Raw genomic sequence first — 20748 nt, 5'->3', positions numbered from 1 at the left:
GATGAAATGGTTAAAGAAGTTGATTGCGAAAGTTGATTATGATGATCGTGTGGCGGAGGAAGAGGTTGCTGTGACGCAAGAGGTTGCAGAAGAGGAGCTAACACCGCCTAAATCACATGTCGCTTATCATTATCCTAAGAATGAATTTAAGTTTCCATTGATTCCAGATGAGGAAAAGGAAGCAAGGACTGGTCAGCTTGGACATGTGGATGAAAAGCCCAAAGCTTATGAAGATACAAAGATTGATAAACAGCCAGAGAGAGAGAGTACATATAATCCAACTACTAACCAAAGTACAGTTAAGATAGACACGATAGAACATAGGAAACCATTTAAGCCCTCTCAGATCCCGTCTCCTATTTATGGGTTTCGATCTCGCCCCGCTGTCGATTCTGAAGAGTTGTTACAAACGATGAGACAAGAGTGGGAACAGAAAGAAGAGGTAGAGAAAGAAGCTGTACAAGCTGTTTCGGATAATTTATCTATACATAGTGAAGAAGAAATAGTAGTTGAGTCCGAAGTAAATGAAGAAACGGCAGTGAATGTGAAAATAGAAGAACCTCATGATAGTCATGAAGAATTCCTTGAAGAAGAGTTACACGTGCTTCAAGAGGAAGACATAGAGTTCCATGCGCTATCCCGAGAAGATACTCTAGAAGAAGAAAAAGTCGTAGAAGCTCCAATCAAAAAAACTGTAGTAATGGAAACACCTGAAGAAAGCGAAGGGACTGTAGAGAAAGAAAAACAACCAGAGAGAAAAAGAAGCAAAGTTCCTTTTAATGTCCTAATGTTGAACTCTGATAAACGTAAACAACCAGAAAAAGTTTTACCAACACAAGAGAGTACACCATCAGAACAAGTGGAAAAGGTTGTACCAACAAAAGAGAATAAAGAGAAGATACTATCACAAGATACTAAAAGAGAAGAAACAGCGGAAAATTACTACTTCCCAAGTACCGAACTTCTAACTCCTCCTATCATTCGAGAAGGAGACCAAGAGTGGTTAGAAGAACAGTCCGCACTCTTAGATCAGACACTTGAACATTTCAATGTAAGAGCTAAAGTAGTTCACGTTAGCCAAGGACCTTCTGTAACTAGGTTTGAAGTACAACCAGAGCCAGGCGTTAAAGTAAATAAAATAACTAACTTATCAGATGACTTGAAATTAAGTTTGGCAGCAAGAGATATTCGTATGGAAGCACCTATTCCAGGAAAACAGGCGATAGGGATTGAAATACCAAACCCAGTTAGCCGTCCTGTTTTTATAAGTGAGATTTTAGAAGACCCGGCTTTTCGTCATTCAGAGTCACCTTTAACTACCGTACTAGGTTTAGATATTTCAGGTAAACCAGTTGTAACAGATTTAAACAAAATGCCGCATGGATTAATCGCTGGAGCAACAGGTTCTGGAAAAAGTGTTTGTATTAATAGTATTCTCGTGAGCTTGTTATATAAAGCTACGCCAGAAGACGTTCGTCTTCTGTTAATTGATCCAAAGATGGTAGAGCTTGCACCTTATAATCGTATTCCTCATCTCGTGACACCAGTGATCACAGATGTCAAAACTGCTACAGCTGCTTTAAAGTGGACAGTAGAAGAAATGGAGCGACGTTACGAGCTATTTGCACATACTGGAGTAAGAGACATTAAACGCTTTAACGATAAAGCTATGGAAGCAGGACAGTACTCTCAAAAACTTCCGTTTATCGTAGTAGTAATTGATGAGTTGGCAGATCTAATGATGATGGCACCGAATGATGTAGAAGATGCGATCTGTCGAATTGCTCAAAAAGCAAGAGCTTGTGGTATCCATTTAATTATTGCCACACAACGTCCTTCTGTAGATGTTATTACAGGATTAATTAAAGCTAACGTACCAACTCGAATTGCATTTTCTGTGTCTTCACAAGTAGACTCCAGAACCATCATTGACTCGGCTGGTGCAGAACGATTATTAGGTAGGGGAGATATGTTGTTCCTAGACAATGGAGCTTCAAAGCCTGTTCGTCTTCAAGGGACTTTTGTGACGGATGATGAAATTGAAAAAATTGTCCATCATGTAAGAAATCAACAAGATCCAGAGTTCCTGTTCCATCAGGACGAACTATTAAAAAAGATTCAACTAGTGGAAGACGATGACGATTTATATTCTGATGCTTGTGAATTTGTGGTAGAACAAGGTTCTGCTTCTACGTCATCCCTTCAACGTAGATTCCGCATTGGATACAATCGTGCAGCTAGATTGATGGAGATGATGGAGTCACAAGGAGTGATTTCCGAGGCCCGTGGAAGTAAGCCAAGAGATGTGTTAATTAACGACATGGACTTAGAAAACTTGTAGGATTTGTTGAAGCGTGGTAGGGTATAGGAGTTACTGTGAAAAAGTGATATAATTAGACCGCACAAATTTGAGAGATACGACATGTGAAGTATGTATACACAAACAAAACCTTAGATTTTAGCAAAATATAGGTTTGTGTCATATACTGCTTACAGATCGACAATGGTTGGAGGTTCATTTATGACAATATACCATTTTGTAGGCATTAAAGGATCAGGAATGAGTTCATTAGCTCAAATCCTTCACCAAATTGGGTATAACGTTCAAGGTTCAGATGTAGATAAATTTTTCTTTACTCAAACAGCACTTGAAGAGAATGGCATTCCTTTTATGCCGTTTAGTAAGGACAACATTAAAGAAGGTATGACAATAATTGCTGGTAATGCTTTCCCTGACACACATGAGGAAATTGAAGCAGCAAAAGAATTAAACTTACCGATTATTCGTTATCATAAATTCCTAGGTGAATTTATGAATCAGTTCACAAGCATTGCTGTTACCGGTGCACACGGTAAAACGTCCACTACTGGACTACTTGCTCATGTGATGAAAGGTGCTAAACCTACCTCTTATTTAATTGGCGATGGTACAGGTCAAGGTGCACCAAATGCGAATTACTTCGTTTTTGAAGCATGTGAGTATAGAAGACATTTCTTGTCGTACGAACCAGACTATGCGATTATGACAAACATCGATTTCGATCATCCAGATTATTTTGCTAGCATAGATGATGTATTCTCTGCTTTCCAAGAGATGGCTATGCAAGTAAAAAAAGGTATCATAGCTTGTGGCGACGACGAACAGTTACAGAAAATTCAAGCGAACGTTCCTGTTCTTTTCTATGGTTTCAATGAGGAGAATGATTTCCAAGCAAGAAATGTTGTGAAAGAAACTACGGGAACAACGTTTGATGTCTTTGTCCGAAACACATATTATGCGACGTTTAAAATTCCAACTTACGGTGATCACAATGTTCAAAATGCACTAGCAGTTATTGCTATCTGTCATTATGAGGATATTGAAGCAGATATCATTCAAGAACAATTGTTATCTTTCGTTGGTGTGAAACGTCGATTTACGGAAAAACAAGTTGGAGATCAAGTGGTCATTGATGATTATGCTCATCATCCAACAGAAATTAAGGCAACGATTCAAGCAGCACAACAGAAATATCCAGATAGAGAAATAGTAGCGGTGTTTCAACCACATACATTTACTCGTACGCAAACCTTCTTACAGGAGTTTGCTGACAGCTTAAATGGAGCAGATCAGGTATATTTATGTGATATTTTTGGTTCAGCTCGTGAAAACCATGGAAAACTTTCTATTAAAGACCTACAGGAGAAAATTCCAGGTGCGGAGTTGTTAGAAGAAGAAGAGACTGCTGTATTGCAAAAGCATGAAACAGGCGTACTAATTTTCATGGGAGCGGGAGACATCCAAAAGTTCCAAAGTGCTTATGAGGGATTGTGTAAATAAATTAAACAAAAAGATGCATCTAACTTAGATGCATCTTTTTGTTTATATAGCTAAACTAAAGTAACTTGACAAAAACTTTTAGAAGAATGGTTTCTACAATCCAAACTTGTTTGGGAATGGAGCGGAAGGGGGCGACTCCTACGGGAAAGGTGGGTAGCTGAGACCCCACAGGAGCGTACGCAAAGTGATGCCGTGTCCAGCTGCAGGTGCGCAACCGCTCGGAAAAGTCCAAAAGCCCTCCGGTGGCTGAAGAGCTGCCTCCTCGGTCTTCCAAACTTTTCTGCCGCGGCTGAACGCGCGCCTTTCGCTTTTCGTAGTGGAAAGCGTCCCCCTGCAGCGGAAATCCCAGTGCAGTCACTTTCGGGTTTTGTCCCAGCCTCTTTTGATTTATTTCAACTGATCTGGATTTAATGCTTGTAATTCATCGATCACGAATAAACCGTCTTTTCTGATTAGTACATCATCAAAGTAGATTTCTCCTCCACCGTATTCTGGGCGTTGAATGTTTACGATATCCCAGTGGATGTTGGAGTCATTTCCATTGCTTGCTTCCTCATAACATTGTCCAGGAGTGAAATGGAAGCTTCCTGCGATTTTCTCATCGAATAGAATATCTTGCATCGGGTGTAAGATATAAGGATTTACCCCAATAGCAAACTCTCCAATATAACGAGCGCCTTCATCTGTATCAAAGATATCGTTAATACGCTCACTGTCATTCGCCGTTGCTTCTACAATTTTACCATCTTCAAAAGTAAGTTTAATATTTTCAAATGTAAACCCTTGGTATGGAGATGGAGTATTGTAAGTAATTGTTCCGTTTACAGAAGTTTTAACAGGAGCTGTGTACACTTCTCCATCAGGAATGTTCATGCGACCAGCACATTTGATTGCTGGAATATCTTTAATGGAGAAAGATAGATCCGTACCTTCGCCAACGATACGAACTTTATCCGTCTTATTCATTAGTTCCACTAAGTTATCCATCGCTTTATCCATCTTACCGTAGTCCAAATTACAAACGTCAAAGTAGAAGTCTTCGAAACCTTCTGTACTCATTTTAGCAAGTTGAGCCATGGATGGATTTGGATAGCGAAGTACAACCCATTTTGTTTTAGGTACACGAATTTCACGATGAACTTTCTTTCCTATTGTAGAACCGTGGATTTTTAACTTGTCAGCAGGTACATCTGCTTGCTCATTGATATTGTCACCAGAGCGAAGACCGATATAAGCGTCCATTTTACTCATCACATTTGCTTCGAATTCAGCCATTAAGGAGAAATGCTCTTCTGTTGCACCAAGTAATAACGTGCGGTCTAAAGAAGGTTCTTTTAAAGAAACAAAAGGATGACCTCCAGCTTCGTAAGCAGCCTTTACTAACTCATTTACTAATTCTTTTTGAACACCAAAGTTCTCAATTAACACTTTTTCACCAGGTTGCAATTGAACGGAATAGTTAATTAAGTTTTTTGCTAAAGTAGCAATTCTAGAATCTCTCATATGTATACCTCCAAATATAAATTACCACTCTATTGTACCCTATTTCTTTAAAAAACGGCCTAGCGTTTTTTCGTGTGTCTAACTATTATTTTTCATACTTTTACGCAAAGATTGGCAAATTGCAACAATCTACTCTAAAATAAGACATAATAGGTTTTACATAATTTTAGTATGGGAAAAGAAAAGTAATTGGAGGTGCTAGAGATGGAATGGCTTTTATACGTTAGTATTGCTGTAATTGCTGTAGCTTTCTTTATTTTGGTGGTGAATATTTCAAGAACACTTCGATCCTTAAACGGAACTCTGGATAGTGTGGCAAAGACATTAAATGGATTAGAAGGTCAATTACAAGGTGTAACAAATGAAACGACAGAACTTTTAAACAAAACTAACGCTTTGGCAGAGGATATTCAGGGTAAGGCGGAGAAATTAAATAGTGTAGTACACGCAGTTCAAGGTGTAGGCACAAGTATTCAAGACTTAAACACTTCTGTAAGGCGTATTACAGGTTCGGTAACTAGCCAACTAGAGAAAAACACAGAAACTGTTACACAAGTTGTCCAGTGGGGTAATGTATTTATGGACCTACGTGATCGCTTTAAGTCTAAAAAAGTAAAAGACACAGAAGAAAAAGAAACACCCCAACGTGTAAGACAGTACGAATAAGATTCTAGATTCTGAAGGGAGAAGAGAACATGACAGCAAATCAAGAGCAACGTGACCAAGAGCAAACGTCAAATGGATTTTTAGTAGGGACTATTATTGGTGGAGTTGTAGGTGCTGTAACTGCATTATTCCTTGCTCCAAAACCGGGAAAAGAATTACGTAATGACTTAACAGAACAAGCAAAGAATGTAAAAGAGCGCTCTGAACTTTGGACCGAGCAAGTGAAAGGTAAAAGTACAGAACTTGCTGAGAATGCCAAACAGACTTCTTTATCACTTGTTCAAAAGGTGCAACAAGAAACGAACGACGTTGTGGGAAAAGTAAAAGAATTTAGAAGAGCTTCCGTACAAGAAGAACTGTCACAATTGGAAGAAGAACAGGTAACGACTATCCCTCTTCCTACTAGTGAAGAAGTTGTAGCAGAATCACAAGAAGAGGAACCAGCGAAAGAAATGGAGTACTCTAAATAAGGAGTGTCATCATGAAAGAATTACACACAATCCAAGAGTGGGAGAATGTAAAAGACTCTTATTCGGGATTTCTTTTTAAACATAGTAGTACATGCCCAATTTCAGCACGAGCATTTCAAGAATTCCGTTTCTTTGTAAAAAATAATCTAGATGCTCCGGCTTACTTTATTACTGTTCAAACATCTAGACCCTTAAGTAATTATATTGAAGAAGTAACAGGAATACGTCATGAATCGCCACAGGTGTTTTACTTTAAGGATGGTAAAGTAGTAGAATCTACTAGCCATACCTCCATTAAAGAAAATTTGTTAGTGAGTTGGGTACGATAGTTTAGCAAAAAAGCTTCTGAGAATCTTAAATTCTCAGAAGCTTTTTTTGTTACGTGACCAGCAAGAATTCTTCGTTAGTCACGTAATGTGACTTGCATTTAGAGGAGTCTCCAAATTAACGTGCGCTCAAGAAGTAGAAGAGTCGGTGAAGAGTACACGTTAAAAAAATAACGTGCGCTCTAAGAGTAGAAAACTCCATGAAGAGCACACGTATCATGATCAAGGTCATTTCGACTGGATTAATTCTTTCTCAGTAACCGAGATAATCATCTCTACACTTTCATCACTTTCTTCCATTCAATCGCCAACTCATCGCCAGAGAAGATAGGAGTATCAAATGTAGCTGGACTACCATTGTACATTAGAGTAAATGTATACCCTTCACCTGGTTTTTCAACGGACAGAAAAGGAAGAGCATCTTGAAAAATAAATGAGGTTTGATTCTGGGAAGTGAATGTAATAGAATCTCCACTACTTACTGTTTCTTCTATCGTTACATCTTTATTATTCTTTTTTATTACAGAAAGATTTCGAGAAATTGTTATCTCTTTATTATCAATAAAAACAGTAATTCGCTGTTCAAGTGATGTTTGTAGACAATTCATTACTTCCCTGACAGTTGGTTTCTTTGGAATAATAATTTCGATGGAATCCCCTTTTTGTAATTGGCTACTTACATTAGCAGAGACACCGTTTTTCTTAATTTGAACACCATACTTAGGGATAGATGTTTGCTTTCCGTTTATTGTAACAAAAAACTTCTTCATTCCTTGTTCTAAATCAAAAGTGGATGCGAACCTTTTTACTAATTGTTCAATCGTAGACGTAAAAGTCACTCGAACGTTATCTCCATCATGAAGCGGGTCGTGAATACTCCCTTTACGCTCATTAATCCAAACAGTAGGCATTACCTCGACTGGTTCGTTATTGACAGATACAGTGAAATGAGAGGAAGCATCTAAGAAGTCTTTTACATATATCTCTGCAAATGTACCATCTACTCCTTTTTCGACTGTTAGCTTATCTTGGTCTTTGACAATAGATTGTAAAGTAGCTAGTTCTCCATTCACATGCACGATAGGTGGTTTTCCATGTTGACCAGGTATTTGAATCGGTTGTCCGTTAAAGGTAATGAAAGTTGCTAAACCAGGTTTTCCATGTAACTTGGATACACGTTCCCCAGAAGCCAATAAACAATCGGAAACCTTTAACTCATTTAACTCAAATAAACGAACGGTTGTATTGTTTACGGTTACTGTAACATAGTGAATGGGAGTAGTTTGCGCAGCAAGCGCAATACCAACAGGAGTCACTAATTCCGGAGTACTTACAATCCCGTCTGCAAAGCTTACATGTTGAATGGCATCTGATCCCCTTACAGCTACTCGATTAACTGGAAGTTCAAGGTAACTTGCCAATTGATCAGATAAGCAAGGAGTTAAACTGCCTCCTCCAACTAACATTATAGCTTTAGGAGATTCGTTGCCATTCAGGAACTTAATTTCTTTCCCTATTTCTGCTGCTAAATGTTCCACAGCTGGCTTAATTTCCCGAATTACTTCCATAGAAGGAATCCTATTTTCAAAGCCCAAAACGTCTTCTACTAACACTTCTTCATGTAATCTCAATGAGCGTTTTACACTTTCTGCTTTCGTAAAATCTAATAAAAATGCATCACTCACAGCTTCGGTAATTTCGTCTCCAGCAGTTGGTACCATTCCGTAAGCTATAATGGTGCCTTCTTTCGTTAAGGCAATATCAGAAGTACCAGCTCCAATATCTACTAATGCTATGTTTAATCTTCTCATGGAAGTTGGGATCAAGGCATTTATCGCTGCAATTGGTTCAAGAGTCAGTGCATCAAGTTGTAAAGAGGCACGTGATAGTGCGGATAACAAAGAGTCTACAACCACTCTTGGTAAGAACGTGGCAATGACTTCTACTGTAGCCCATTCACCACGCTGGTCTACTAAATTACCAATCTCTTGGCCATCAATATAATATTTTAAAACAGAATAACCAACACAATAATAGTTATTTACGTGATTAGATTTTTTATCTGTATCTGCAACGTCACTTTGTGCTTCTTGAACAGCGGACAATTCCATATGTAAGACGTCTTCGTTCGTTAGCAATGGCTTACCTTTTATCTCTTTAGAAAAAGATTTCTTCATTGTCACTAATGACCTTCCTGCTGCAGCTACACAAACTTTTGATAACTCTCCATATGTTTCTTCTAGTGTCTCTTTTATGGAAGTAATAGTATTTGAGACAGCAATGACATCGTGAATCTGTCCATCAAGCATCGAACGTTCACTATGTTCCTCTACAATCACTTTCTCCACATGGTATTGACCTTCAATCTTTTTGACAATAACTCCAACGACAGAACGCGTACCTATGTCCAGTGCAAAAATAGTTTCTGTATTTTGCATAGATAACACCCTTTCTTTGAGAAAAAACACCCAGTTTACTTTATCGCTTAAAAGCGTTTAATTAAAAAAGTATTTTTACGTGACATTTGCTCCAACGTGATTTATAATGACATAAATTAATAAGTTAGAAGTTGCTTCGTTATCATTTTTATCTATAGAGAAAATGTACCATAATTTAGATTCTCTTGAAAGATAATATAGAAGCACAGAGAAGGGTGGAGAAACAGATGAGTCAGCAAACATTAGAACAATTACGTGCACAAGTAGATGAAATGAATCAACAGTTATTAGAGTTAATTAACAAGCGTGCTACGGTTGTTCAAGAAATAGGTAAAATTAAAGAAAAACATGGTGGCAATCGATATGATCCAGTTCGTGAGCGAGGCATGTTAGATAAAATTAAACAATTAAATGATGGTCCGTTTGAGGACTCTACAATTCTCCATATTTTCAAAGAAATTTTTAAAGCTGGGGTGGAGCTTCAATCTGATGACCATCAGAAAGCTTTGTTAGTTTCACGTAAAAAACAACCTACAGATACAATTGTAAATGTGAATGGTGAACAAATTGGAAACGGTACTCCAACGTTTATCTTCGGTCCTTGTGCAGTAGAAAGTTACGATCAAGTTGCTGCCGTAGCAAAAGAAATTAAAGCGAAAGGATTAACAATGTTACGAGGAGGTGCATATAAACCTCGTACATCACCTTACGATTTCCAAGGTCTTGGATTAGATGGATTAAAGATTCTAAAGCAAGTTGCGGACGAGTACGACCTTCGAGTAGTAAGTGAAATTGTTAACCCTGCTGATATTGAAACAGCAGTTGATTATGTAGATGTTATTCAAATTGGTGCACGAAACATGCAGAACTTTGAATTGTTGAAAGCTGCAGGTTCTGTAAATAAACCGGTTCTTTTAAAACGTGGTTTAGCTGCAACAATTGAAGAATTCATCAATGCTGCGGAGTACATTATGTCTCGTGGAAATGGACAAATTATCCTATGTGAACGTGGTATTCGTACGTACGAGAAAGCAACACGTAACACATTAGACATTTCTGCGGTGCCAATCTTAAAGAAAGAAACGCACTTACCAGTATTTGTAGACGTAACACATTCAACTGGTCGTCGTGATTTACTATTACCAACAGCAAAAGCAGCTTTAGCAATTGGAGCTGATGGAGTGATGGCAGAAGTGCATCCAGACCCAGCAGTAGCATTGTCCGATTCTGCTCAACAAATGGACTTCAATCAATTCGATGACTTCTACGAGCAAATCATGAAGACGGTTAAGGCTTACCAACTTTAATACGGTTTTTAAGCTAATAAAAGTTGGTTTGGAACAAAACTAAAAAAGTTCATTCAAAAGTAAGATGTACCCTATAGAGTAGACACTTAAATAGTGCTCTCTGTAGGGTACTTTTTTACGTTATATTTGAATTCATCATAGTGCAGAAAGTGATTTTACATAATTAAAATTTGGGATTGTAGCGGAAGGGGGCGACTCCTACGGGAAAGGTGGGTTACTGAGACCCCACAGGAGCGCGTACTATCGCGACGAGGAGGCTCAGCAACCCGCCCCGTGGAAAGCGTCCCCCTGCAGCGGAAATCCCTGTGCAGTCACTTGGATATTTGAATGTATTTTTACCTAAAAAGAGTAAAGTACACAGCATTGTGAATAATAATAAAAAACAATTGTAAAATCCCCGTAATTTCTTATGTAATTCATTGCAGTATCAACGCTCGTATCGTATGATAAAAGGCAGTATTCATAATTACATTCATCTAAAATTAGATAAATATAGAAGATTGAAAAGACAAAGGAGTGCATACATACATGAATATTACGATTTATGACGTAGCAAGAGAGGCAAACGTCTCTATGGCAACTGTTTCAAGAGTAGTAAATGGCAACCCTAACGTTAAGCCAGCTACTAGAAAGAAAGTATTAGAAGTGATTGAAAGACTAGGGTACCGTCCCAATGCTGTAGCTCGTGGACTAGCTTCTAAAAAGACAACTACAGTTGGTGTAATTATCCCTGACATTTCTAACATTTTCTTCGCAGAACTAGCACGTGGTATTGAAGATATTGCGACAATGTATAAATACAACATTATTCTTAGTAACTCTGATCAAAATAAAGAAAAAGAGTTGCATTTATTAAATACAATGCTTGGAAAGCAAGTAGACGGAATTGTGTTCATGGGTGGAAATATTACAGAGGAGCATGTAGAAGAATTCAAACGTAGTAGTGTGCCAATCGTTCTAGCAGGTTCTGTTGATGAACAACAACAAATCCCTTCTGTAAATATTGACTATCGTCAAGCTACCTATGACGCAGTAACTATGTTTATTGAAAAAGGACATAAAGAAATTGCATTCATTTCTGGACCTTTCCATGATGTAATTAATCGTGAGTTGAAGTTAGCCGGATATAAAGATGCGTTAGAAAATGCGGGCATTACAGTGAATGATCAGTATATCATTGAAGGTGATTATACGTATGACTCTGGGTTAGAAGCATGGCAACGTTTAAGTGAACTTCCTACTAACGTGACAGCGGTTTATTCATCAAATGATGAAATGTCATTAGGTGTAGTTCATGGTGCACAAGACGCAGGTAAAGTTCTTCCAACTGATTTAGAAGTAATTACGTCTGATAATACAAAACTTGCGATGATGGTTCGTCCTCAGCTTACATCTGTTGTCCAACCTTTATATGACATCGGAGCTGTGGCAATGCGCTTGTTAACAAAGTATATGAGTAAAGAATCGGTAGAAGAACAAACGGTTATATTGCCACACCGAATTGAGGAACGTGACTCAACAAAATAAAAAACCTGTCGATATTAGGAGAAAGACGGATTCGTGCAGGGAGAAAGTAAATGAAAAAGTTTGATGGATTCACCCCCTTTGGTATGTTGGTCGGAATTTGCTTAGTATTTTTAGCAATATTCACTTCAGGAGGAACAGAAGGATTCGCCTCCTTTGTGGATATTCCGTCTATTCTCATTGTAATCGGTGGTTTGTTTGCTGCAATGTTAGTAAGTTTTCCTCTGAAAGAATTGAAGTCATTGGTATTAACTATGAGACAAGCTTTCCACTCAAAGGACCTAGACATTGCTTCTCTCATTAAGACATTTGTTCAATTATCTGATCGAGCTAGAAGAGAAGGTTTATTAGCATTAGAAGCAGATATAGAGCAAGTAGAGGATCCTTTTATGAGAAAAGGAGTCTTACTGGCAGTAGATGGTATAGAACCAGATATGATAGTTGATATTTTAAATGCAGAGATTATTGCTTTAGAAGAGAGACATAGAAAGAAGCGAAGCCTACTTGAAAAAGCAGGTGAGTATGCACCCGCATGGGGGATGATCGGTACATTAATCGGTTTAATCCTCATGTTAAAAAGCTTAGATGATCCTACTACTCTAGGACCAAATATGGCCATTGCGCTTTTGACTACTTTTTATGGTTCTCTTTTAGCAAATTTAGTGTTTATTCCGATGGCAGCTAAATTATCGCAAAAGACGGAAGAAGAAGTCTTTTATAAGCAAATTGTCATTGAGGGAGTAATTGGCGTTCAATCAGGTCAGAACCCTAAGATCTTGGAAGAAAAATTAAGTGCCTTTTTGTCAGAGAATGATAGATTGCGAGTAGATGCGATGGATTCGGAGTCGATGACGAATGAAGCATAGAAAGCCGAGACCTGATAATAAAAAGAGTGCTCCTTTATGGATGGTTACTTTTTCTGACCTTGTTACATTAATTCTTGTTTTCTTTATCCTGTTATTTTCGATGTCCCAAATCGATATGGTAAAGTTTAAGGCATTGGCAGATTCCTTTCGCGAACGCCAAATCTTAGAATTTTATCCATCTATCATAAAAACAGAAAATCCTCCTACCCAGCCGGATATCCAGTCCAATACAGACCAAAATCAAGACGGAAAAGATGACTTAGATAATCTTGTGGAAGAAGTTCAAAATTATCTAGAGGTAAATGAGTTGTCCGATGTTGCTGTAGCCACAAGAACAGAGCGTGGGGTAGTTCTTGTTTTACAAGAACAGGTCTTGTTTGCTAGTGGAGAAGCTACGATTTTGCCACAAGCTTATGCCTTTATGGATAAGGTTGGAGAGTTGCTTACATCTATTCCTAATATGGTGAAAGTGGAAGGTCATACCGATAATCGACCAATATCTACTTCGCGTTATCCGTCTAACTGGGAGTTATCAAGTGCCCGTTCGAGTAGTGTAATTCGCTTCTTGCTAGAACAACATGGTCTGGAGCCTGAACGATTTATTGCAGTAGGATATGGTGATACCCGTCCTATTGTCCCGAATACGACAGAGGAAAACTGGTTAAAGAATCGCCGAGTCGAATTAATTATTTCGGATCCAAGTTATGAAAGCATAACGGAACCAGGGCAATAAATAAAGCCATTTATGAAATGATGTTACTTCATAAATGGCTTTTAGCGTTTCAGGTTATCTAGCCTCAGATCTAGGTTTAATTGGCTGCAATGCTCTTTTGGTCATTTCTCGATTCTTTTGTTCAATATCTAGCTTCCTGGGTACAGGCTTCATAATAGCGGGATCATCCCACCAAGAAGTCGGTAGTTTTACATTTGCTTCCTCAGTCCAGGAATCGATCCAACTACTTGGAATTGGGTTTTCTTCAGGAGATATAGCATTCATCTCCATCCAAATTAAAGCCCAAGCTCTAGGAACAACTCGCCAAATATCGTATCCGCCTCCACCAGTGGCAATCCATTTTCCATCACAGTATTTGTGAGCAAGTTCATGCGCTATAGCTGGAATACGATGATAGATGTTCATGGAAGCACATAAATGAGTCAATGGATCCCAAAAGTGAGAATCAGCACCGTTTTGTGTCAGAATAACGTCAGGCTTAAAAAATTCAGCTACATCTCTCACACTCTGTTCAAAGCATTCTAGCCACGAATCATCCTCTGTAAAAGCATCTAATGGGATATTAAAAGAAGTTCCGTACCCTTTTCCAACACCCCATTCATTCACATTACCTGTACCAGGAAACAGATAGCGACCTGTTTCATGAATAGAAAATGTGCAAACAGAAGGGTCGTCATAAAAAGTAAATTGAACGCCATCCCCGTGGTGAGCATCTGTATCAATATATAAGACTTTCGCTTGATACTTCTGCTGAATATAACGAATGGCCACAGAACTATCATTATATACACAGAAACCAGAAGCTCTACCCTTAAAGCCATGATGCAGTCCACCACCTAAGTGGAACGCATGCTTCACTTTTCCACTCATTACTAGTTCCGTTGCTGTCAAAGTGCCCCCAACTAGTAAAGAAGATGCTTCATGCATGTGAGGAAAAATTGGTGTATCTTCTGTACCTAATCCAAATGACTCTGCTTTCTCTTGCGATAGCTCATTTTTTCCCGCTTTCTTCACTGCTTCTATAAAAGAATGATGGTGTACAAGTTCTAACTCTTCTTCCGTAGCATGTCTTGGTAAATGAATTTGATCAGGTGAAAAAGCTTTCATTTTTTCTAGCAGATCATATGTAACTTTTAATCTAAGTTGATTAAAAGGATGAGTGGGGGAAAATCGATAGCCTAGAGCATCTTCAGAATATACAAGAGCAGTCTTATCCATTAGTTCTCCCCCCTTAATACATAAATCGATTTTTAAATCGTATTCGATCAAATTTTTCCATATCTTCTTGCTCAATTCTCTTTCCCTTGCGAACCATCAAACAATTAGCTGGGTGAGAACTAATTTCGGGATCATCGGTAGCCATATATTCTAATCCACCTGCATTCATCATCTTCTCCATGATTTTTCGATACTCCCATACATTCAAGCCAGTTCCTTTTAAGTCCCAATGCCAATAGTACTCTGTAGTAATAATAATATAATCTTCCATTGCATCATCCATCATGGAAACACGTAGGAGATGCTTTCCTATTGAAGCACCACGATAGGCACTAGCGACTTCTACAGCACCTAACTCAATTAAGTTCGCCATTTTACCTTCCGACCAACGTTCTAATGGATCAGGGTATAAGTACGTAACATATCCAATTATGGTGTCATGCAGTCGTGCAATAATGATTCTTCCTTCTGGTAAATCAGCAATTTCCATGAGTGCTTCCTTCTGCTGTGAAGCAGGACGGAATGCAACTAATCCGTCATGAAAGTTTAGTCGCCCAATTTCTCTTGATGATATTGGACCTTCCACGACAATTGTGCCAAAAGAAGACTTTAATTCGATTACATTATAACGTTTAACATGATCCATCAACCTGTATCACCTCATCATGTAATGTGGTTAAACGAAAAGGGTAAGCGTTTACAATATAACCTTATTATAACAAAGATTTCTTATGAAGAAGGATTTTTTCACTAAACATCGTATTATTTAATCTAGCAGTATTGTAATTATTGTAAATTTATATAATGGTTCTGAAAATTTAATCTTTAATTGGAACTGACTAGTAGATTCATGTATACTTAAGTTGAAATATCTTACATAAGGGGGAAGGGTCAATGAAAGTGGAAGCGCTACCAATTGTACCAGGTAATTATCAATTACCATCTTATGAAGAAGCACGAGAATCCTTCTCGTGGTCTGATGTTGAGTCGGTTTTTTCATGGTCTATGACGGGGAAAATGAATGCAGCTTATGAAGCGATTGATCGACATGCATTATCTTTTAGAAAGAATAAAGTAGCTCTATATTACCGAGATGAAAATCGTTCAGAGTCTTATACATTCTTTGATATGATGAAGAACTCTAATAAGGCTGCGAACGTTTTAACGCAATATGGAAACGTTGAAAAAGGAGATCGTGTTTTTGTATTTATGCCACGAACACCTGAATTATATTTTACGATTTTAGGAGCAGTAAAATCAGGAGCAATTGTAGGACCGCTTTTTGAAGCTTTTATGGAAGGAGCCGTAAAAGATCGTCTAGAAGATAGCGATGCAAAGGTGTTAGTTACAACACCTGAATTAATGGAACGAGTGCCATATGATCAATTACCTGCACTAGAGCACATCTTCTTAGTGGGAGATGGAATCGAGGAAGAGGGGAAGTTCCTTGATTTGAACAAACGAATGAATGAAGCAAGTACTTCGTTTGAACCAGTATGGATGGAGAAGACAGATGGATTGCTTCTTCATTATACATCTGGCTCTACAGGAAAACCTAAAGGTGTACTTCATGTTCACCAAGCAATGGTACAACATTATCAAACTGCTAAATGGGTATTGGATCTGCAAGAAGAAGATATCTATTGGTGTACTGCTGACCCTGGATGGGTAACAGGAACAGTTTATGGTATTTTTGGACCATGGTTAAATGGTGTAACAAATGTCATTGTTGGTGGAAGATTTAAACCAGAAAATTGGTATAAAGTTATTGCATCACTTGGGGTAACAGTTTGGTATAGTGCGCCAACTGCTTTCCGTATGTTAATGGGAGCGGGGGATGCTTTAGTAAAAGAGCATGATTTATCTTCTTTACGCCATGTATTAAGCGTTGGAGAACCTTTAAACCCTGAAGTGGTAAGATGGGGAATGAAAGTTTTTAATAAGCGTATTCATGATACGTGGTGGATGACGGAAACAGGTAGTCAATTAATTTGTAACTATCCATCTATGCCAATTAAGCCAGGTTCGATGGGAAAACCTATTCCTGGAGTAGAAGCTGCTATTGTGGATGATCAAGGTAATGTACTTCCACCAAATAGAATGGGGAATCTAGCTATTAAACGTGGTTGGCCATCTATGATGCATACGATTTGGAATAACGAAGCAAAGTATGAATCTTATTTTATGCCAGGTGATTGGTATGTGTCAGGAGATTCCGCTTATATGGATGAAGAAGGGTACTTCTGGTTCCAAGGACGAATTGATGATGTCATCATGACGTCTGGAGAACGCGTTGGTCCATTCGAAGTAGAAAGTAAGTTGGTAGAACATCCTGCTGTTGCAGAGGCAGGTGTTATTGGGAAACCAGATCCCGTTCGAGGGGAAATCATTAAGGCATTTATTGCTTTACGTGAAGGGTATGAAGTGACGGATGAACTAAGCGAAGAAATTCGTCAGTTCGTGAAAAAAGGTTTAGCTGCACATGCAGCACCAAGAGAAATTGAATTTAAGGATAAACTTCCGAAAACAAGAAGTGGCAAAATCATGCGCCGAGTATTAAAAGCTTGGGAATTAGATTTGCCAACAGGTGACTTAAGTACAATGGAAGATTAAAAAAAGCTGAAACGACTAATTTTAAGTCGTTTCAGCTTTTTTCGTTACTCAGGATTATCTTCCGGTGGGGTACTTGGATCGGTAGGATCAGTAGGCTCTTCTCCGTTTCCATCCCCATTTCCATCTCCAGGATTTTCTTCATCTCCTCCACCATCTGTTGGTGGGTCGGCAGGAGGGTTGCTCTCTGGTGGTTTTTCTTTAGGTGGTTTACTTGTTGCTGGTGGATCCGCTGGTTTTGATTGACCAAATGTTAACTGATTTGAATTAGCAGATTCTTTTCCGGCAACATCTACCGCTCGAACCACATACGTTCCACTAGATACGGTCAATCTTCTTTCCTCTCCAGCTTTAACGGCTGCTACCCTTGTTATTTTGCCACCATCCACTCGGTAGACATAGTAGCCAACAACATCAGGACTAGTAGAAGGAGTCCAAGCTAATAAGGAGTTTCTAACAACTGCATTAACGGTCTGTGGTACTGAACCGTCATCCGAAATAGTATCATCTGCAAGTATAATATTATTCCATTTTGGGTTATCTGGAAGTAATGTTTGTAAGTCTATTTCTTGTCCATTTGTTAAGGATTCTACATACTCAGGGGCTAACAATAAGCCTTTTTGTACAAACTCTGCAGGTGTAGAATCTAAAGCAATATACTTTTTATCACCAATCGTTACATAGTTTGTGTTGATTAAACTGTCATCTGTCTTCGTTGGAGCGAATTTAGCATTAAAAATGTCGGTTTCTACTAAACCAGCTTGCGAACATGCTTCAGATGGTAACAGACCAGAGATGGCACAGTAAGAACGACGAACAATTCCCCCTGGCATCTTAAATTGCTCATTAGGATCTACTACCTCTGGTTTTGCTTCATACGCTGCATTAATAAGCCTACTCCATACTGTTAAGTTTCTTCTGGAAGCACTTTCTACACCTCTAGCTTCTAGTGACCGTGGTGTTTTATATCCTAACCAGGTTCCGAAAGTAACGTTTGGATTTGTTCCAACGAACCATACATCTTTTGTTTCTTGTGAGGTACCAGTTTTCCCAGCCCAGTCGGAAGAAAAGGCAAGTTGTCCTGGAACGGAACCAGCAGTCCCTCTAGTAAGAACGCCTCGCATGACATCTAATGTTAAATAAGCTGTTTGTGGACTAAAGACATCCACAGGTTCTGGTTTATGTTCAAATAATATATTTCCTTGCGTATCTTCAATTCGTTCAATTAAATATGCATCGATAAACTTTCCTTGGTTTGCAAAGGTTGCGAAGGCATTAACGTTTTGTTCAACCGTTACACCGTTTGTTAGGCCACCAATAGCGACAGCTGGACCACTGTCATTTGCATCATCTATTCTTGAGAACCCCATCTTCTTTAGGTATTCAAGTGGTGATTGATTAATAACTGTTCTATATTGCTGAATCGCAGGTATATTATATGATTTTTCTAATGCAAAACGAGATGAAACTAATCCATGGAAACGATTATTGTAGTTACCTGGTTCATATGGTGGTTGCCCAGGAATTTGTATCGTTACTGGTATATCTGCCCAAACTGTTCCTGGACTAGCTTCTCCTAGTTCATACGAAACGGCATAGGATAATAAAGGTTTCATAGTGGAACCATTCGAACGATAAGCTTGCGTCGCATGGTTGATTTGACTCGTTTCAAAGTCACGACCACCTGTAAAACTTAAAATCTTACCAGTAGAATTTTCTATTAAAATACTTCCTACTTGAACAGGTTGTTCCTCCGCTTCACCGTCCTCATTTGTGACAGTAACAGTTGGTCCATATCCTTGATAAGAATCTTTTGCTTCTTCCATTTTATCGAAAATCTGTTTATCGATTGTTGTATGGATACGATATCCATTTTGTCGTAACGCACGAGAAGCCAGTGTCTCATAGCGTCCCATCTCAGCTTCATCTTGATCTAACTGCTCTCTTGTTATCCCATTTTGTTCTGCAAGAATATACTTCAGAATGTGCTTAGAACGTTCTTCGATTTCAGCTGAAAGCCAAGGATATCTTTCATTAGAAGTAGCGATAGGCTTAGCTAAATTAGATTTGATGTCGTAGGAAATTGCTTCATTAAATTCCTTTTCCGTAATAAACTCTTCTCTTTTCATTCTTTCTAGTACTGTTTTCATACGATCGATAGAAGGACTTAAGTCTTGTTTCACTTCCCCTTTATTCGTAAATGGTGTATAGCCAAATGGACTTTGTGGTAATCCGGCTAAATAGGCAGCTTGGGGAAGGGTTAAGTCTTTTGCTTCGACTCCAAAAACTCCTTTGGCAGCGGCTTGAATTCCTGCAATATTACGACCATTAGCATTACGCCCAAAAGTGGAGACATTTAAGTAAGCTTCTAATATTTGATCTTTTTCAAAGAATCTTTCTAAACGTAAAGCTAAGAGGATTTCTTTTGCTTTACGATCAAAGGATACTTCGTTTGTTAATATTTGGTTTTTGATTAATTGTTGTGTTAAGGTAGAACCACCTGTTTGAACGGAAGAGTTCGTGAATTCTTGTATTAATGCACGAGCAATAGCTTTAGGCACAACGCCTTCGTGCTCAAAGAAATATTCATCTTCTGTTGCAATTAATGCTTCTCTTACATAAGGGGAAATATTCTCAAGTGATACTTCTTCACGTTCTAGGTCTGTTCTCATTTTTCCTAGGTACACATTATCTGAGAAGTATAATTCAGAAGTTTGTTCGTAGTTGTAAATATCTCTCTCCATACTTTCGTAGGAACGAATAGGTTCTTCTTTTACTAATGATGCAAAATATCCGGCACCGGTTGCTCCTACAAATGCAACACCTAATGTAGCCATTACAAAGAAAAGTAATAGCACATTCCCAATAACACCGTATGTAATACGAGCTTTTTGACTGACTCGCTTCTGCTTTAACCAAGTTGATATTCGTTGTAAACTAGCATGCAAATTTGCTCTATTCATGTCGAATCCTCCTTAGAACAGATTAATTATAGCATAGTTCACTACAGCTGTTGACAAAGATTATGCTTCTATCTATAATTTGAGTAACTTTTATATCGAGCGTAGAAAGGCTAAGTAAATATAAACGACCCTGTTAAGAAAGACGATGGTAGCTGCGAATCGTCCATTCGTTTATATTGAATTACACCCTGGAGCATTAGTTTGCTAACGTGAACTAACGTTTAACCTTCGTTACAGGTTTAAAGCGAAAACTTTTTAAAGTTTTAAGCTGGGTGGTACCGCGCTTTCAAGCGTCCCTGCATTT

15 protein-coding genes and 1 other annotated feature are annotated in these 20748 nt (G+C 38.4%); of the genes, 10 read left to right on the top strand and 5 right to left on the bottom strand.

Annotated elements, in window-relative coordinates; genetic code table 11:
* The first annotated feature begins 1 nt into the window (after position 1).
* Positions 2-2341, top strand: a complete 2340-nt coding sequence (locus tag G8O30_RS09920; RefSeq protein ID WP_239671930.1) for a DNA translocase FtsK — start codon at positions 2-4, stop codon at positions 2339-2341.
* Between the two features lie 180 nt (positions 2342-2521).
* The gene (gene murC / locus G8O30_RS09915; RefSeq protein ID WP_239671929.1) at positions 2522-3820 is read left to right on the top strand and encodes a UDP-N-acetylmuramate--L-alanine ligase; all 1299 of its coding nucleotides are present in this window, start codon (positions 2522-2524) and stop codon (positions 3818-3820) included.
* A 387-nt stretch (positions 3821-4207) separates the two neighbouring features.
* Here the strand turns inward: murC and G8O30_RS09910 are convergent, their stop codons facing one another.
* On the bottom strand, positions 4208-5323 hold the full coding sequence (locus G8O30_RS09910) for an aminopeptidase (protein ID WP_239671928.1): 1116 nt from the start codon (positions 5321-5323) through the stop codon (positions 4208-4210).
* Between the two features lie 204 nt (positions 5324-5527).
* On the opposite strand from G8O30_RS09910, the gene G8O30_RS09905 reads away from it, so the two are divergent.
* From G8O30_RS09905 to ytxJ, 3 genes are read left to right on the top strand one after another with little or no spacing between them, the layout of a single operon-like run.
* Positions 5528-5989, top strand: coding sequence for a DUF948 domain-containing protein (locus G8O30_RS09905; protein ID WP_239671927.1), 462 nt, complete (start codon positions 5528-5530; stop codon positions 5987-5989).
* Between the two features lie 29 nt (positions 5990-6018).
* Positions 6019-6459, top strand: coding sequence for a YtxH domain-containing protein (locus tag G8O30_RS09900; protein ID WP_239671926.1), 441 nt, complete (start codon positions 6019-6021; stop codon positions 6457-6459).
* An 11-nt stretch (positions 6460-6470) separates the two neighbouring features.
* Entirely contained in the window at positions 6471-6788 is a 318-nt protein-coding gene (gene ytxJ / locus G8O30_RS09895; RefSeq protein WP_239671925.1) for a bacillithiol system redox-active protein YtxJ, read from the top strand.
* A 272-nt stretch (positions 6789-7060) separates the two neighbouring features.
* On the opposite strand, the gene pilM is transcribed toward ytxJ, so the two are convergent.
* Positions 7061-9223, bottom strand: coding sequence for a pilus assembly protein PilM (gene pilM, locus G8O30_RS09890; RefSeq protein ID WP_239671924.1), 2163 nt, complete (start codon positions 9221-9223; stop codon positions 7061-7063).
* A gap of 227 nt (positions 9224-9450) precedes the next feature.
* On the opposite strand from pilM, the gene G8O30_RS09885 reads away from it, so the two are divergent.
* From G8O30_RS09885 to motS, 4 genes are all read left to right on the top strand, one after another.
* Positions 9451-10530, top strand: a complete 1080-nt coding sequence (locus G8O30_RS09885) for a bifunctional 3-deoxy-7-phosphoheptulonate synthase/chorismate mutase (protein WP_239671923.1) — start codon at positions 9451-9453, stop codon at positions 10528-10530.
* Between the two features lie 528 nt (positions 10531-11058).
* Positions 11059-12057, top strand: a complete 999-nt coding sequence (gene ccpA / locus G8O30_RS09880; protein ID WP_239671922.1) for a catabolite control protein A — start codon at positions 11059-11061, stop codon at positions 12055-12057.
* A gap of 50 nt (positions 12058-12107) precedes the next feature.
* Positions 12108-12920, top strand: coding sequence for a flagellar motor protein MotP (gene motP / locus G8O30_RS09875; protein WP_239671921.1), 813 nt, complete (start codon positions 12108-12110; stop codon positions 12918-12920).
* The gene (motS, locus tag G8O30_RS09870) at positions 12910-13653 is read left to right on the top strand and encodes a flagellar motor protein MotS (RefSeq protein ID WP_239671920.1); all 744 of its coding nucleotides are present in this window, start codon (positions 12910-12912) and stop codon (positions 13651-13653) included. The genes motP and motS overlap by 11 nt, the downstream gene beginning before the upstream one ends.
* Positions 13654-13707: 54 nt before the next feature.
* Here the strand turns inward: motS and G8O30_RS09865 are convergent, their stop codons facing one another.
* The gene (locus G8O30_RS09865) at positions 13708-14871 is read right to left on the bottom strand and encodes an acetoin utilization protein AcuC (protein WP_239671919.1); all 1164 of its coding nucleotides are present in this window, start codon (positions 14869-14871) and stop codon (positions 13708-13710) included.
* Between the two features lie 13 nt (positions 14872-14884).
* A complete protein-coding gene (locus tag G8O30_RS09860; protein WP_239671918.1) occupies positions 14885-15517 on the bottom strand; it encodes a GNAT family N-acetyltransferase in 633 nt (210 codons plus the stop codon).
* Between the two features lie 248 nt (positions 15518-15765).
* Here G8O30_RS09860 and acsA point away from each other — a divergent pair, with 248 nt between their 5' ends.
* Positions 15766-17484 carry an acetate--CoA ligase gene (gene acsA / locus G8O30_RS09855; RefSeq protein WP_239671917.1) on the top strand — a complete coding sequence of 573 codons (1719 nt, stop codon included), beginning with the start codon at positions 15766-15768 and terminating at the stop codon, positions 17482-17484.
* A gap of 44 nt (positions 17485-17528) precedes the next feature.
* On the opposite strand, the gene G8O30_RS09850 is transcribed toward acsA, so the two are convergent.
* Positions 17529-20444 (bottom strand): transglycosylase domain-containing protein, encoded by a 2916-nt coding sequence (locus tag G8O30_RS09850; RefSeq protein ID WP_239671916.1) that lies wholly within the window; start codon positions 20442-20444, stop codon positions 17529-17531.
* A gap of 93 nt (positions 20445-20537) precedes the next feature.
* Positions 20538-20745 (top strand) — a binding site (T-box leader).
* The last annotated feature ends 3 nt before the right edge of the window (positions 20746-20748 follow it).

Origin of the sequence: Mangrovibacillus cuniculi (assembly GCF_015482585.1) — a bacterium.
GTDB lineage: Bacteria > Bacillota > Bacilli > Bacillales > R1DC41 > Mangrovibacillus > Mangrovibacillus cuniculi.
This window is presented reverse-complemented; position numbering and strand designations above follow the sequence as displayed.

What these genes read in the sequence shown, in the direction of transcription:
- murC (WP_239671929.1), top strand. Translation starts at nt 2,522, where the DNA reads ATGACAATATACCATTTTGTAGGCATTAAAGGATCAGGAATGAGTTCA.
- ccpA (WP_239671922.1), top strand. Translation starts at nt 11,059, where the DNA reads ATGAATATTACGATTTATGACGTAGCAAGAGAGGCAAACGTCTCTATG.
- G8O30_RS09905 (WP_239671927.1), top strand. Translation starts at nt 5,528, where the DNA reads ATGGAATGGCTTTTATACGTTAGTATTGCTGTAATTGCTGTAGCTTTC.
- ytxJ (WP_239671925.1), top strand. Translation starts at nt 6,471, where the DNA reads ATGAAAGAATTACACACAATCCAAGAGTGGGAGAATGTAAAAGACTCT.
- G8O30_RS09865 (WP_239671919.1), bottom strand. Translation starts at nt 14,871, where the DNA reads ATGGATAAGACTGCTCTTGTATATTCTGAAGATGCTCTAGGCTATCGA.
- G8O30_RS09900 (WP_239671926.1), top strand. Translation starts at nt 6,019, where the DNA reads ATGACAGCAAATCAAGAGCAACGTGACCAAGAGCAAACGTCAAATGGA.
- acsA (WP_239671917.1), top strand. Translation starts at nt 15,766, where the DNA reads ATGAAAGTGGAAGCGCTACCAATTGTACCAGGTAATTATCAATTACCA.
- G8O30_RS09910 (WP_239671928.1), bottom strand. Translation starts at nt 5,323, where the DNA reads ATGAGAGATTCTAGAATTGCTACTTTAGCAAAAAACTTAATTAACTAT.
- motP (WP_239671921.1), top strand. Translation starts at nt 12,108, where the DNA reads ATGAAAAAGTTTGATGGATTCACCCCCTTTGGTATGTTGGTCGGAATT.
- motS (WP_239671920.1), top strand. Translation starts at nt 12,910, where the DNA reads ATGAAGCATAGAAAGCCGAGACCTGATAATAAAAAGAGTGCTCCTTTA.
- pilM (WP_239671924.1), bottom strand. Translation starts at nt 9,223, where the DNA reads ATGCAAAATACAGAAACTATTTTTGCACTGGACATAGGTACGCGTTCT.
- G8O30_RS09920 (WP_239671930.1), top strand. Translation starts at nt 2, where the DNA reads ATGAAATGGTTAAAGAAGTTGATTGCGAAAGTTGATTATGATGATCGT.
- G8O30_RS09885 (WP_239671923.1), top strand. Translation starts at nt 9,451, where the DNA reads ATGAGTCAGCAAACATTAGAACAATTACGTGCACAAGTAGATGAAATG.
- G8O30_RS09850 (WP_239671916.1), bottom strand. Translation starts at nt 20,444, where the DNA reads ATGAATAGAGCAAATTTGCATGCTAGTTTACAACGAATATCAACTTGG.
- G8O30_RS09860 (WP_239671918.1), bottom strand. Translation starts at nt 15,517, where the DNA reads ATGGATCATGTTAAACGTTATAATGTAATCGAATTAAAGTCTTCTTTT.